Annotated in this window: 13 protein-coding genes; 12 read left to right on the top strand and 1 reads right to left on the bottom strand. The window is 62.4% G+C overall.

From position 1 onward, the window contains the following. The first annotated feature begins 28 nt into the window (after positions 1-28). From spoT to AB4N98_RS13240, 3 genes are read left to right on the top strand one after another with little or no spacing between them, the layout of a single operon-like run. Positions 29-2,134, top strand: coding sequence for a bifunctional GTP diphosphokinase/guanosine-3',5'-bis pyrophosphate 3'-pyrophosphohydrolase (gene spoT / locus AB4N98_RS13250; protein ID WP_003176921.1), 2,106 nt, complete (start codon positions 29-31; stop codon positions 2,132-2,134). A 36-nt stretch (positions 2,135-2,170) separates the two neighbouring features. Next, entirely contained in the window at positions 2,171-2,551 is a 381-nt protein-coding gene (locus AB4N98_RS13245; protein ID WP_003176922.1) for a RidA family protein, read from the top strand. 56 nt (positions 2,552-2,607) lie between these two features. Further along, positions 2,608-3,351: a hypothetical protein gene (locus tag AB4N98_RS13240; protein WP_017526809.1), complete on the top strand. Its 744-nt coding sequence runs from the start codon at positions 2,608-2,610 to the stop codon at positions 3,349-3,351. 120 nt (positions 3,352-3,471) lie between these two features. On the opposite strand, the gene AB4N98_RS13235 is transcribed toward AB4N98_RS13240, so the two are convergent. Next, positions 3,472-4,323: an SDR family oxidoreductase gene (locus AB4N98_RS13235; protein ID WP_065879253.1), complete on the bottom strand. Its 852-nt coding sequence runs from the start codon at positions 4,321-4,323 to the stop codon at positions 3,472-3,474. 189 nt (positions 4,324-4,512) lie between these two features. Between AB4N98_RS13235 and exbB the strand changes: the two genes are divergently transcribed. The 9 genes from exbB (at position 4,513) to AB4N98_RS13190 (ending at position 13,123) form a co-directional block, all read left to right on the top strand. Further along, positions 4,513-5,484, top strand: a complete 972-nt coding sequence (gene exbB / locus AB4N98_RS13230) for a tonB-system energizer ExbB (RefSeq protein WP_460149507.1) — start codon at positions 4,513-4,515, stop codon at positions 5,482-5,484. A gap of 6 nt (positions 5,485-5,490) precedes the next feature. Further along, on the top strand, positions 5,491-5,916 hold the full coding sequence (gene exbD, locus AB4N98_RS13225) for a TonB system transport protein ExbD (protein WP_017526806.1): 426 nt from the start codon (positions 5,491-5,493) through the stop codon (positions 5,914-5,916). Beyond that, the gene (locus AB4N98_RS13220) at positions 5,913-6,662 is read left to right on the top strand and encodes a TonB family protein (protein WP_017526805.1); all 750 of its coding nucleotides are present in this window, start codon (positions 5,913-5,915) and stop codon (positions 6,660-6,662) included. Before exbD ends, AB4N98_RS13220 begins: the two co-directional genes overlap by 4 nt. 168 nt (positions 6,663-6,830) lie before the next feature. Beyond that, positions 6,831-7,166, top strand: coding sequence for a cupredoxin domain-containing protein (locus tag AB4N98_RS13215; RefSeq protein WP_017526804.1), 336 nt, complete (start codon positions 6,831-6,833; stop codon positions 7,164-7,166). A gap of 3 nt (positions 7,167-7,169) precedes the next feature. Further along, positions 7,170-7,997, top strand: a complete 828-nt coding sequence (locus AB4N98_RS13210) for an FTR1 family iron permease (protein ID WP_017526803.1) — start codon at positions 7,170-7,172, stop codon at positions 7,995-7,997. Further along, entirely contained in the window at positions 7,994-8,524 is a 531-nt protein-coding gene (locus AB4N98_RS13205) for an iron transporter (RefSeq protein WP_017526802.1), read from the top strand. The genes AB4N98_RS13210 and AB4N98_RS13205 overlap by 4 nt, the downstream gene beginning before the upstream one ends. Before the next feature lie 113 nt (positions 8,525-8,637). Continuing rightward, the gene (locus AB4N98_RS13200; protein WP_003176928.1) at positions 8,638-9,561 is read left to right on the top strand and encodes a hydrogen peroxide-inducible genes activator; all 924 of its coding nucleotides are present in this window, start codon (positions 8,638-8,640) and stop codon (positions 9,559-9,561) included. An 8-nt stretch (positions 9,562-9,569) separates the two neighbouring features. Next, entirely contained in the window at positions 9,570-11,645 is a 2,076-nt protein-coding gene (recG, locus tag AB4N98_RS13195; protein ID WP_460149506.1) for an ATP-dependent DNA helicase RecG, read from the top strand. Between the two features lie 77 nt (positions 11,646-11,722). Further along, positions 11,723-13,123 carry an aminoacyl-tRNA deacylase and HDOD domain-containing protein gene (locus AB4N98_RS13190; protein WP_017526800.1) on the top strand — a complete coding sequence of 467 codons (1,401 nt, stop codon included), beginning with the start codon at positions 11,723-11,725 and terminating at the stop codon, positions 13,121-13,123. Positions 13,124-13,162: the final 39 nt, after the last annotated feature.

Genomic DNA, 13,162 nt, shown 5'->3' with positions numbered 1-13,162 from the left:
GTCACAGCCTTCGGCAGGAGTTCACACTTTGCCGAGCATAGACGCCCTCGCCGATCGCTTATCGACCTACCTCGGCCCCGACCAGGTCAACCTGGTCCGCCGAGCGTATTTCTACGCCGAACAAGCCCACGACGGCCAACGCCGCCGTAGCGGCGAGGCGTATGTCACGCATCCTCTTGCGGTGGCAAATATTCTTGCCGACATGCACATGGACCATCAGAGCCTGATGGCCGCGATGCTGCATGACGTGATCGAAGACACCGGCATCGCCAAGGAAGCGCTCAGTTCGCAATTTGGCGAGACCGTGGCCGAACTGGTCGACGGGGTCAGCAAACTGACCCAGATGAATTTCGAGACCAAGGCCGAAGCCCAGGCCGAAAACTTCCAGAAGATGGCCATGGCCATGGCCCGGGATATCCGGGTGATTCTGGTCAAGCTGGCCGACCGGCTGCACAACATGCGCACGCTGGAAGTGCTGTCCGGCGAAAAGCGCCGACGCATCGCCAAGGAAACCCTGGAAATCTACGCGCCCATCGCCAACCGGCTGGGCATGCACGCCATTCGAATCGAGTTCGAAGACCTCGGTTTCAAGGCCATGCACCCGATGCGTTCGGCGCGCATCTACCAGGCGGTCAAACGCGCCAGGGGCAATCGCAAGGAAATCGTCAACAAGATCGAAGAGTCGCTGAGCCATTGCCTGGCGATCGACGAGATTGAGGGCGAGGTCAGCGGACGGCAGAAGCACATCTACGGCATCTATAAGAAGATGCGCGGCAAGCGCCGGGCCTTCAACGAGATCATGGACGTATACGCGTTCAGGATCATCGTCGACAAGGTCGACACCTGCTACCGCGTGCTGGGCGCTGTACATAATTTGTACAAACCTCTGCCGGGCCGCTTCAAGGACTACATCGCGATTCCCAAGGCCAACGGCTACCAGTCGCTGCATACCACGCTGTTCGGTATGCACGGCGTACCGATCGAGATCCAGATCCGCACCCGCGAGATGGAAGAGATGGCCAACAATGGCATCGCCGCCCACTGGCTGTACAAATCCAGTGGCGACGAGCAGCCAAAAGGCACCCACGCCCGCGCCCGCCAATGGGTCAAAGGCGTGCTGGAAATGCAGCAACGCGCGGGCAACTCCCTCGAATTTATCGAAAGCGTGAAGATCGACCTGTTCCCGGACGAGGTCTACGTGTTCACGCCCAAAGGCCGGATCATGGAGCTGCCCAAAGGCTCCACGGCGGTCGACTTTGCCTACGCCGTGCATACCGATGTCGGCAACAGTTGCATTGCGTGCCGCATCAACCGGCGCCTGGCCCCGCTGTCCGAGCCGCTGCAAAGCGGCTCCACGGTGGAGATCGTCAGCGCACCGGGCGCACGGCCGAACCCAGCGTGGCTCAACTTCGTGGTCACCGGCAAGGCGCGCACGCACATCCGCCACGCGCTGAAACTGCAGCGCCGCTCCGAATCCATCAGCCTCGGCGAACGCCTGCTGAACAAGGTGCTCAACGGTTTCGACAGCGCCCTGGACAAGATCCCGCAAGAGCGCGTGCAAGCAATGCTCCACGAGTATCGCCAGGAGACCATCGAAGACCTGCTGGAAGATATTGGCCTGGGCAACCGCATGGCCTACGTGGTCGCCCGCCGCCTGCTCGGCGAAGGCGAACAGCTGCCAAGCCCGGAAGGCCCGCTGGCGATTCGCGGCACCGAGGGCCTGGTGCTCAGCTACGCCAAGTGCTGCACGCCGATCCCGGGCGACCCGATTGTCGGCCACTTGTCCGCGGGCAAAGGCATGGTGGTGCACCTGGACAACTGCCGCAACATCACCGAAATCCGCCACAACCCGGAAAAATGCATCCAGCTCTCCTGGGCCAAGGATGTCACCGGCGAGTTCAACGTCGAGCTGCGAGTAGAGCTGGAGCACCAGCGCGGCCTGATCGCCCTGCTGGCCAGCAGCGTCAACGCCGCTGACGGCAATATCGAGAAAATCAGCATGGACGAGCGCGATGGCCGCATCAGCGTGGTCCAGCTGGTGGTCAGCGTGCACGACCGCGTGCACCTGGCCCGCGTGATCAAGAAACTGCGCGCCTTGACCGGTGTGATCCGCATTACCCGCATGCGGGCATAGCCTTTCAGATAAGTCATCTCTTACAAGGAGTCATAAATGACCAAGACCGTTATCACCAGCGACAAAGCCCCGGCCGCCATCGGCACCTACTCCCAGGCGATCAAGGCGGGCAACACCGTCTATATGTCCGGCCAGATCCCGCTGGACCCGAAAACCATGGAGCTGGTGGAAGGCTTCGAAGCTCAGACCGTGCAGGTCTTCGAGAACCTCAAGTCCGTGGCCGAAGCCGCCGGCGGTTCGTTCAAGGACATCGTCAAGCTGAACATTTTCCTCACCGACCTGAGCCACTTCGCCAAGGTCAACGAGATCATGGGCAAGTACTTCGAACAGCCTTACCCAGCCCGCGCCGCCATCGGCGTTGCTGCCCTGCCAAAGGGCGCGCAGGTTGAGATGGACGCGATTCTGGTCATCGAGTAAAAACCCGGCGCAGCCTCTAACAGGCTGCGCCGACTTCGTTTTAAAAGGATTTCATGATGCGCAAAGCGCTTGTAGCCACTTCGTTGCTCGCCCTGATGCTCGGCGGCTGCGCCAGCAACCCTGCCGACCTGGATGTGAGCGGCACCTGGATCAATCAGGTCGCCATCGATGCGGCAGCCAAGGGCGGCCCTTTGCGTGAAGCGTTGCAGAGCTTTGGCCCGAACCTCGAATGGGAGGTGAATACCAAGGCCTCCCAGGCACGCTACTACAACGGTTTCGAGGTTGCGGAAGGCAAGTTGCTCGGTGAGAAATCCGGCGCCTGGAGCGTGGACTTCTACGGCAGCTCCGCCACCGAACTCAAGCGTAAAGGCAAACAACTGCTGCAGGTGGCCAACGATAACGAGCCCGAACAGCTGTTTGCCCGCGCCAAAGAGCCCGCACCGGAAGGTGCACCGCTGGGTGCCAACTTCGAACGTGCGCTGTACGCAGCCTATATGGGCGGCGACTGGAAGATCAGCGACGGCTTCGGTAGCGGCGCTATCGTACAGTTCCAGGCGGACGGCAAAGTCGCCGGCCTGCCGGGGGTCGATCGCTATTCGCTGTGCCTGGCCGGAGACTGCGCCTCCATGAGCGGCGGTTATGACAGCATCTGGCTGCAGCTCAACGGCGTCGGCAACCCTTGGATCTTTGTGCGTAAAGGCAAGCAACTGGAGATATTCCAGGCGATCAATACCGCGCGGACGGACGAAGTGCCCCAGTTCACTCCCGGCCCCCGCCAGTGGCTGCTTGAAAAGCAATAAGCAACCCTACACAGATCCAAATGTGGGGGGGTTGCTCCGATAGCGGTGCATCAGTCGACATCTCTTTGACTGATCTATCGCTATCGGGAGCAAGCCCCCTCCCACATTTTTGATCGCGTTTCAGCCTTTCAGAATCGCCGCGTAGCCTTCACGGTAAGTCGGATACCTCGGCTTCCAGCCCAGCGCCTTGGCGCGCGCATTGCTGCATTGCTTGCTGCCGGCACGGCGCACACTGGCGTCCTCGGACCACTCGGCAACCCCAAGATAGTCACGCAGCCAGGCCACCACCTCAGCCAACGGTGCTGGCGCGTCGTCGACGCCAATGTAGACCTTGTCCAACGAACCGCCCTGTTCCACATGACGCAACAAAAACGCCAGCAACCCCGCAGCGTCATCGGCGTGTATGCGGTTGCCATACAAAGGTGGGTCCACCGCCACACGGTAACCCTGGCGCACCTGGGTCAGCAGCCATTCGCGACCCGGGCCGTAAATACCGGTCAAGCGCACAATGCTCGCGGGTATGCCGCTGCTCAGTGCAACCTGCTCGGCTTCGAGCATGACTTGTCCGGAATACCCCTTAGCCTGAGTGTCCGAGGCTTCATCTACCCACTCACCGTTCTGCTGCCCGTAGACGCTGCTGCTGGACACAAACAGCAAGTGTTTGGGCGCCTGGCCGTAGTCTTCCAGCCACTCCAGCACGTGCTTCAAACCCTGAACGTAAGCAGCGCGATAGCCGGCTTCGTCGTGATCCGTCGCAGCGGCGCAATACACCAGATAATCCACGCCGCCGATGGGCCAAGTGTCGGGGCAGTCCTTTTTGAACAGGTCCCCGGCAATGCCGATGACGCCCTCAGGCAACCGCGAAATATCGCGGCGCAGGCCATGAACCTCCCATTCCGAGGCCAGCAATTGGCTAGCCAGCCGACTACCCACATCGCCGCATCCGGCAATCACAACAGAAGGTGCAGACATCACAAAACTCCGTATTCAAAGGTCTAGGTTAGCCCTCACAGCGGACCGGCGGCCAGAAAAAGCACAAATAAAGTTACTGTATTACTTCTGTTAACAAGAATTACTTGCAATAATGACCGCCCATTTGTCCTCGACCGTCCTAGGTCTGGTAGGGCGCTCACTCATTTTTTCTTCTCAGGTCCGGCCAGCATGACACGTAATACAACCCCCGCTTCGCCAACCAAGCCTCACAGCCCGTCCCGCGCCTGGCGCGCGATTGCTGCGATGCTGTTCAGCGTACTGCTGGCGCCGACCGCCGCATTCGCTGATGCCACCGCTCCAGCCACCCCGGTTGCCGCCGAGCAAAATGCCGCTGCCCCGGCCGCACCTGTCGCAGCGCCAGATGCCGCCAACCCGGCCGCGCCCGCCGACGCGCAAGACACCGGCGTCGTGCTGGAAGAAGACAACACCCTGGGCATGGCCCACGACCTGTCGCCATGGGGCATGTACCAGAACGCTGACGTCGTGGTGAAAGCCGTGATGATCGGCCTCGCCATCGCTTCGATCATCACGTGGACCATCTGGATCGCCAAGGGCTTCGAACTGCTGGGCGCCAAACGTCGTCTGCGCACTGAAATCGTCCACCTGAAGAAGGCGGCCACCCTCAAGGAAGCGAGTGAAAGCGCAACCAAAAAAGGCACACTGGCCAACCTGTTGGTGCACGACGCCCTGGAAGAAATGCGCCTGTCGGCCAATACCCGCGAAAAAGAAGGCATCAAGGAGCGTGTCAGCTTCCGCCTCGAGCGCCTGGTAGCGGCTTGCGGCCGTAACATGAGCAGCGGCACCGGCGTACTCGCCACTATCGGTTCCACCGCCCCCTTCGTCGGCCTGTTCGGCACCGTGTGGGGCATCATGAACAGCTTTATCGGCATCGCCAAAACCCAGACCACCAACCTCGCCGTCGTTGCCCCCGGCATCGCCGAAGCCCTGCTGGCCACGGCCCTGGGCCTGGTTGCCGCGATCCCTGCGGTGGTGATCTACAACGTCTTCGCCCGTTCGATTGCCGGCTACAAGGCCCAGGTATCCGACGCGTCGGCAGAAGTGTTGCTGCTGGTCAGCCGCGACCTCGATCACCTGCCTACCGAGCGCAGCTTGCAACCGCACATGGTGAAAGTGGGGTAATCGGCCATGGGCCTGCATTTGAATCAAGGCGACGACGAACTCGTCGAGAACCACGAAATCAACGTCACGCCGTTCATCGACGTGATGCTGGTATTGCTCATCATCTTCATGGTGGCCGCACCGCTGGCCACCGTGGATATCAAGGTCGACCTCCCTGCGTCCAGCGCCAAGCCCGCGCCGCGGCCGGAGAAGCCGATCTTCCTCAGCGTCAAGGCGGACCAACGCCTGTTCCTGGGTGAAGAAGAAGTGAAAACCGAAACCCTGGGCCCGGTGCTCGACGCCAAGACCCAAGGCAAGAAGGACACGACGATCTTCTTCCAGGCCGACAAAGGCGTGGATTACGGCGACCTGATGAGCGTGATGGATGCCTTGCGGGCAGCCGGCTACCTCAAGGTGGGCCTGGTCGGACTTGAGACGGCAGCCAAGAAATGATCACGACGCGCCACAAACTGACGCGTTATGGCACCAGCCTCGCCGTCGTGCTGGGCGTGCATGCCGTCGCGATTGCCATCGCGCTCCACTGGTCGGCGCCGCGCACGGTGCAACTGCCACCGGCCGCCATGGTCATCGACCTGGCACCGATGCCCGCGCCACCGCCGCCGGCCCCGCCGAAAGTGGTCACGCCGCCGCAGCCGCCCGCTCCGGTAGAAGAGTTGCCTTTGCCGAAACTGGCCGAGGCGCCCAAGCCGACGATCCAGGTGCCTAAGCCGGTCAAGCCCAAGCCCAAACCTCAGCCGCCCAAGCCGGTAGAGAAAAAGATCGAACCGCCCAAGGAAAAACCTTCCGAGGACCCACCGAGCGACGCGCCGCCAACCCAGGCGCCCGCTGAAAAATCGGCCCAGCCGGTGCCTGGCCCATCGCCGCAGCAGATCGCAGCCAAGGCATCCTGGGAAGGCACCCTGTTGGCGCACTTGCAGAAGTACAAGAAGTACCCGCCAGGCGCTCAGGCCCGTGGCAAGGAAGGCCTGAACCGCCTGAAATTCGTCGTCGATGCCGATGGCAACGTACTGTCCTACGAGTTGGTGGGCCGTTCCGGCAACGCCGACCTGGACCGTGCAACCCTGGACATGATCCGTCGTGCCCAACCGCTGCCCAAGCCACCGGCTGACATGTTGAAAGGTGGCAGTATCGAGATCGTTGCACCGTTCGTGTACAACATCGAAAAACGTCGACGCTAAGCCTCTGCGTGGGCACTCTCGGGTGCCCACGGTTGCCGCTCCCTCCCCTCGCACAGCCTTCAACCTGAACCGGGATTGAACAGGTTGTGTGCACACCCAATCTTCACTTGTAACACTTCATTGCAACGCCAATCATCCGCGAACAGTTCTCATTAGTGGATAGCCGGTGTGCGCAACCTCGCCCGATTGACCCTCGCCCTGCTTGCGTTTCCGGTCGCCGCCCAGGCCGATCGACTGGTCACGCTGGACATTCAAAACCACACCTTCACCCCTTCAAGCTTCGAAGTGCCTGCGGGCGAACGCTTTCGGATCCAGCTCACCAGCCATGACGAGAGCGTCGATGAGTTCGAAAGCTATGACATGAAGTTCGAAAAAATCATTGTTCCCGGCAACACCGTCACGGTGTTCGCCGGCCCGCTGCACCCAGGCACCTACACCTTCTTCGATGACTACCACCCAGACCAGGCCAAAGGCACGGTCACCGCCATCGCGGCGAAGGAGTAGGCCATGCTCGCGTGTCTATTGATTGTGTTTCGCGAAGTGCTGGAAGCCGGGATCGTGGTCGGGATCGTCATGGCCGCCACCCAGGGGCTGGCGCGACGCGGCCTGTTTATCGGCGGCGGGATCGCCGCAGGCGTATTGGGTGCGGGCCTTCTGGCGCTGTTTACCGGGGCAATCACCCAGGCGCTGCAAGGGTTCGGTCAAGAAATTTTCAACGCGGCGATTCTGATCGTGGCGGTCTTCATGCTCGGCTGGCACAACCTGTGGATGGCCACCCATGGACGTGAGCTGGCGGCACAACTGCGCAGCGCCGGCAATGCGGTGCTGCGTGGGGAAAAATCACTCTGGGCGCTCGCTGTGGTGATCACCGTGGCGGTGTTGCGCGAAGGCTCCGAGATCGTCCTGTTCCTGTATGGCATTGCCGCCTCGACCCACACCGACCCACTGACGATGCTGGCCGGCGGCGTGCTTGGCATCTTCGCCGGCGCAGCGCTGTCGTGGCTGCTGTATCGCGGCCTGATCGCCGTCAGCCTCAAGCGCCTGTTCTCGATCACCGCCTGGATGATCGCGCTGCTCGCCGCCGGTATGGCCGGACGCGCCGCCGCGATCCTCGCCGGTATCGACCTGATTCCTGCCTGGGGCTATCAGCTCTGGGACACTTCCTGGCTGGTGTCCGACGCCAGCCTCACCGGCAGGGCGCTGCAAGCGCTGGTGGGCTACACCGATCGACCGCTGGGTGTTCAGCTGGTTGCCTGGGTGGTCACGTTGCTGCTTCTGGTGACGGGCAGTCGATTGCTTCACTCACGTTCCACCTCCCACGGAGCTACCCCATGAAACCTTTGAGCAAACCCTTGGCCGCCGCGTTGATACTCGTCGGCGGCGCGGCCATGTCCACCCTCGCCCAAGCCCGCGAATACCCGATTGGCGGCCCGGTGCAGGCCAATGACATGGAAATCGCATCGTCCTACCTGGTGGGCATCGAAATGGCGCCCATGCCGCCAGGCATGGTCATGAGCAAGGACTCGGTACACCTGGAAACCGACGTCCACGCCACCGCCGATAACAAGTACGGCCTGGCCAACGGTGAATGGGTACCGTACCTGACCATCACCTACTCGCTGATCAAGCAAGGCGCGCCGGACTACAAGGAGATCGGCACGCTGCTGCCGATGGTCGCCAAAGACGGTGCCCATTATGCCAACAACGTGAAGATGGACGGCCCCGGCACCTACACCGTGGTACTGCGCTACGAAAGCCCGCAGATCAAGGGGTTTTTCCATCACGTCGACAAAGAAACCGGTGTGCCTGAATGGTGGTCTCCCTTCACCAAAACCTTCACATTCAAGTACCCACAGAGTTGAGTCCCTGCTTACGACAGCCGATTAGCGGGTGTCGTAAGCACCACTGTGTCTGATAACGTGCGTCTATCGATTGCAGCCGGTATGCTTGGCCCGCAACCTCATGGACGCCCGCTATGACTCTTACAGAATTACGCTACATCGTGACCCTCGCCCAAGAACAACACTTCGGCCACGCGGCTGAGCGTTGCCACGTCAGCCAGCCGACGCTGTCGGTGGGCGTGAAAAAGCTTGAAGACGAACTCGGTGTGCTGATTTTCGAGCGCAGCAAAAGCGCCGTGCGCCTCACTCCCGTGGGCGAAGGTATCGTGGCCCAGGCTCAAAAAGTACTGGAGCAAGCGCAGAGCATTCGCGAGCTGGCCCAGGCCGGCAAGAACCAGCTGACTGCCCCGCTCAAGGTCGGCGCGATCTACACCGTCGGCCCGTATCTGTTCCCGCACCTGATCCCGCAACTGCACCGCGTTGCCCCGCAGATGCCGCTGTATATCGAAGAAAACTTCACCCACGTATTGCGCGACAAACTGCGCAACGGCGAGCTGGACGCGATCATCATCGCCCTGCCGTTCAACGAGGCGGACGTACTCACCCTGCAGCTCTACGACGAGCCCTTCCAGGTGCTGATGCCCGCCTCACACCCGTGGACCCAGAAAACCACCATCGACGCCGGGCTGCTCAACGACAAGAGCCTGCTGCTGCTGGGCGAAGGCCACTGCTTCCGCGACCAGGTGCTGGAAGCCTGCCCAACCCTCACCAAGGGCAACGACGGCGCCAAGCACACCACCGTGGAATCCAGCTCCCTGGAAACCATCCGTCACATGGTCGCCTCCGGCCTGGGCATCTCGATCCTGCCGTTGTCGGCGGTGGACAGCCATCACTACGCGCCCGGCGTGATCGAAGTTCGCCCACTCACGCCGCCGGTGCCGTTCCGCACCGTGGCGATCGCCTGGCGTGCCAGCTTCCCACGGCCAAAGGCGATTGAGATCCTCGCCGACTCGATCCGCCTGTGCTCGGTGGCCAAGCCGCCCGCCGCCGCGAGCTGATCCGCCGTATGACTGAGCTGTCGCAGGTGCCGGTGACGGCACTCAAGGGTGTCGGTGAAGCCATGGCCGAGAAGTTGGCCAAGGTCGGCCTGGAAAACCTCCAGGACGTGCTGTTCCACCTGCCCCTGCGTTATCAGGACCGCACCCGCGTGGTGCCTATCGGCCAGTTGCGCCCTGGGCAGGATGCGGTGGTCGAAGGCACCGTCAGCGGCGCCGATGTGGTAATGGGCAGGCGCCGCAGCCTGGTGGTGCGCCTGCAGGACGGCACCGGCGGCCTGAGCCTGCGCTTCTACCATTTCAGCAACGCACAAAAGGAAAGCCTCAAGCGCGGCACCCGCGTGCGTTGTTACGGCGAAGCGCGGCCCGGCGCGTCCGGCCTGGAAATCTACCACCCCGAATACCGCGCGATCACCGGCGACGAACCACCGCCGGTAGACACCACCCTCACGCCGATTTACCCGCTCACCGAAGGCCTGACTCAGCAACGCCTGCGCCAGTTGTGCCTGCAGACCCTGACGATGCTCGGCCCGCAAAGCCTGCCCGACTGGCTGCCGCTGGAACTGGCCCGCGACTACCAACTGGCGCCGCTGGACGATGCGATTCGCTACCTGCATAACCCACCGGCCGACGCCGATGTCGACGAACTGGCCCTGGGTCATCACTGGGCCCAGCACCGCCTGGCCTTCGAAGAACTGCTGACCCACCAACTGTCGCAACAACGCCTGCGTGAAAGCATGCGTTCCCTGCGCGCCCCAGCGATGCCCAAGGCCACGCGCCTGCCCGCGCAGTACCTGGCCAACCTCGGCTTTGCGCCCACCGGTGCCCAACAGCGTGTGGGCAACGAAATCGCCTATGACCTCAGCCAGCGAGAGCCCATGCTGCGCCTGATCCAGGGCGACGTGGGCGCGGGCAAGACCGTGGTCGCCGCGCTTGCCGCCTTGCAGGCATTGGAAGCCGGTTACCAGGTGGCGTTGATGGCACCTACCGAAATCCTCGCCGAACAGCACTTCATCACCTTCAAGCGCTGGCTCGAGCCATTGGGCCTGGAAGTGGCGTGGCTGGCCGGCAAGCTCAAGGGCAAGACCCGCGCAGCCGCACTGGAGCAGATCGCCGGCGGCGCGCCCATGGTGGTGGGCACTCACGCATTGTTCCAGGACGAAGTGCAGTTCAAGAACCTGGCCCTGGTGATCATCGACGAGCAACACCGCTTCGGCGTGCAACAACGCCTGGCCCTGCGCCAAAAAGGCGTGGGCGGGCGCATGAACCCGCACCAGTTGATCATGACCGCCACACCCATCCCCCGCACCCTGGCCATGAGCGCCTACGCCGACCTCGACACCTCGATCCTCGACGAACTGCCGCCAGGGCGTACCCCGGTCAACACCGTGCTGGTCACCGACACCCGGCGGGTGGAAGTGATTGAACGCGTACGCGGCGCGTGCGCAGAAGGGCGCCAGGCGTATTGGGTGTGCACGCTGATCGAAGAGTCCGAAGAGCTGACCTGCCAGGCCGCCGAAACCACCTTCGAGGACCTCACCAGCGCCCTCGGCGAACTCAAGGTCGGGCTGATTCACGGGCGTATGAAACCAGTGGAAAAAGCGGCGGTGATGGCCGAATTCAAGGCCGGCAATCTGCAATTGCTGGTGGCCACCACGGTGATTGAAGTCGGCGTGGACGTGCCCAACGCCAGCTTGATGATCATCGAAAACCCAGAGCGCCTGGGCCTGGCGCAACTGCACCAGCTGCGCGGCCGCGTGGGCCGGGGCAGTGCGGCCAGCCACTGCGTATTGTTGTATCACCCTCCGCTGTCGCAGATCGGCCGTCAGCGCCTGGGCATCATGCGCGAGACCAACGACGGTTTTGTCATTGCCGAAAAAGACCTGGAACTGCGCGGCCCCGGCGAAATGCTCGGTACTCGCCAGACCGGCCTGTTGCAATTCAAGGTCGCCGACCTGATGCGTGACGCCGATTTGTTGCCTGCCGTACGCGATGCGGCGCAAGCCCTGCTGGAACGCTGGCCGGATCACGTCAGCCCGCTGCTGGATCGCTGGCTGCGCCACGGGCAGCAATACGGCCAAGTGTGACGCCTGACTCACTTAAGCGACCTACAGATGTATCAAGCTGGTTATACTTCGGTGACTGTACGAATTTGGATCAGGCCATGTCAGAAGTTGCTCTCGCCACAGCCCCACTGACCGCCCCGCCGGTCATTCGGGCTCTGCTCGCAAAACTCGCCATCCCCTACGCGGAAGTCATCGAACATCCGGGCCTGAATCCAGCACGAAAGGTCCAGGCGGTGCTGCTGGAAGATGCGGTGGGCGCACTGATGGTGCTGTTTCCGCAAAACCAGTTGCTCGACCTCAACCGCCTCACCGAACTCACCGGCCGCCGCCTCACGGCGGTGCCGCCGGAACGCGTCAGGCGCATGCTGGACAAGCATGAGCTGAGCCTGCTGCCCGGGTTGCCGGCACTTACCAGTTCGCCATGTCTGTACGAAGGCAGCCTGCTCAACGAGCCGAGTCTGCTGGTGCACTCTGGCGAAGCCGGGTTACTGCTGGAAATCGCCAGTGACGCCTTCAAAACCATGCTCACCAAGGCCAGCGCCGCGCAGTTCGGCGAGCCGCTGAGCAATATCCGCCCCAACCTCGACCGCCCCAACGATGACCGCGAGGAAATCACTCAGGCCATGCAGGCGTTCACCGCGCGCCGCATTCAGCAGCGCCTGGAAGCGACTATCGAGATTCCGCCGCTGGCCGACACCGCGCAAAAGATCATCAAGCTGCGCGTGGACCCCAATGCGACCATCGACGACATCACCGGCGTGGTCGAAACCGACCCGGCGCTGGCGGCTCAAGTGGTGAGCTGGGCAGCGTCCCCGTACTACGCATCACCGGGCAAGATCCGCTCGGTGGAAGACGCCATCGTCCGCGTGCTGGGCTTTGACCTGGTCATCAACCTGGCGCTGGGCCTGGCCCTGGGCAAAACCCTGAGCCTGCCCAAAGATCACCCCCACCAGGCCACGCCGTACTGGCACCAGTCGATCTACACCGCCGCCGTGATCGAAGGCCTGACCCGTGCCATGCCCCGCGCCCAGCGCCCGGAAGCCGGCCTGACTTACCTCGCCGGCCTGCTGCACAACTTCGGTTACCTGCTGCTGGCCCACGTGTTTCCGCCGCACTTCTCACTGATCTGCCGCCATCTGGAGGTCAACCCGCACCTGTGCCACAGCTACGTGGAACAGCACCTGCTGGGCATCAGCCGCGAACAGATCGGTGCCTGGCTGATGCGCTATTGGGACATGCCGGATGAACTGTCCACCGCCCTGCGCTTCCAGCACGACCCGACCTACGACGGCCAATACGCCGAATACCCGAACCTGGTGTGCCTGGCCGTGCGCCTGTTGCGCAGCCGCGGGATTGGATCCGGGCCGGATGAAACCATCCCGGATGCGTTGCTGGAGCGTCTGGGCTTGAGCCGCGAAAAGGCTGAGGAAGTGGTCGCCAAGGTGCTGGACGCCGAAGTGCTGTTGCGAGAGCTGGCCTCTCAGTTCAGCCAAGGCTGAATGTATAACCTGTCAGGCCGCTATCGGGAGCAACTCGGT

The sequence above is a fragment of the Pseudomonas sp. S3_E10 genome (assembly GCF_054667615.1).
This window is presented reverse-complemented; position numbering and strand designations above follow the sequence as displayed.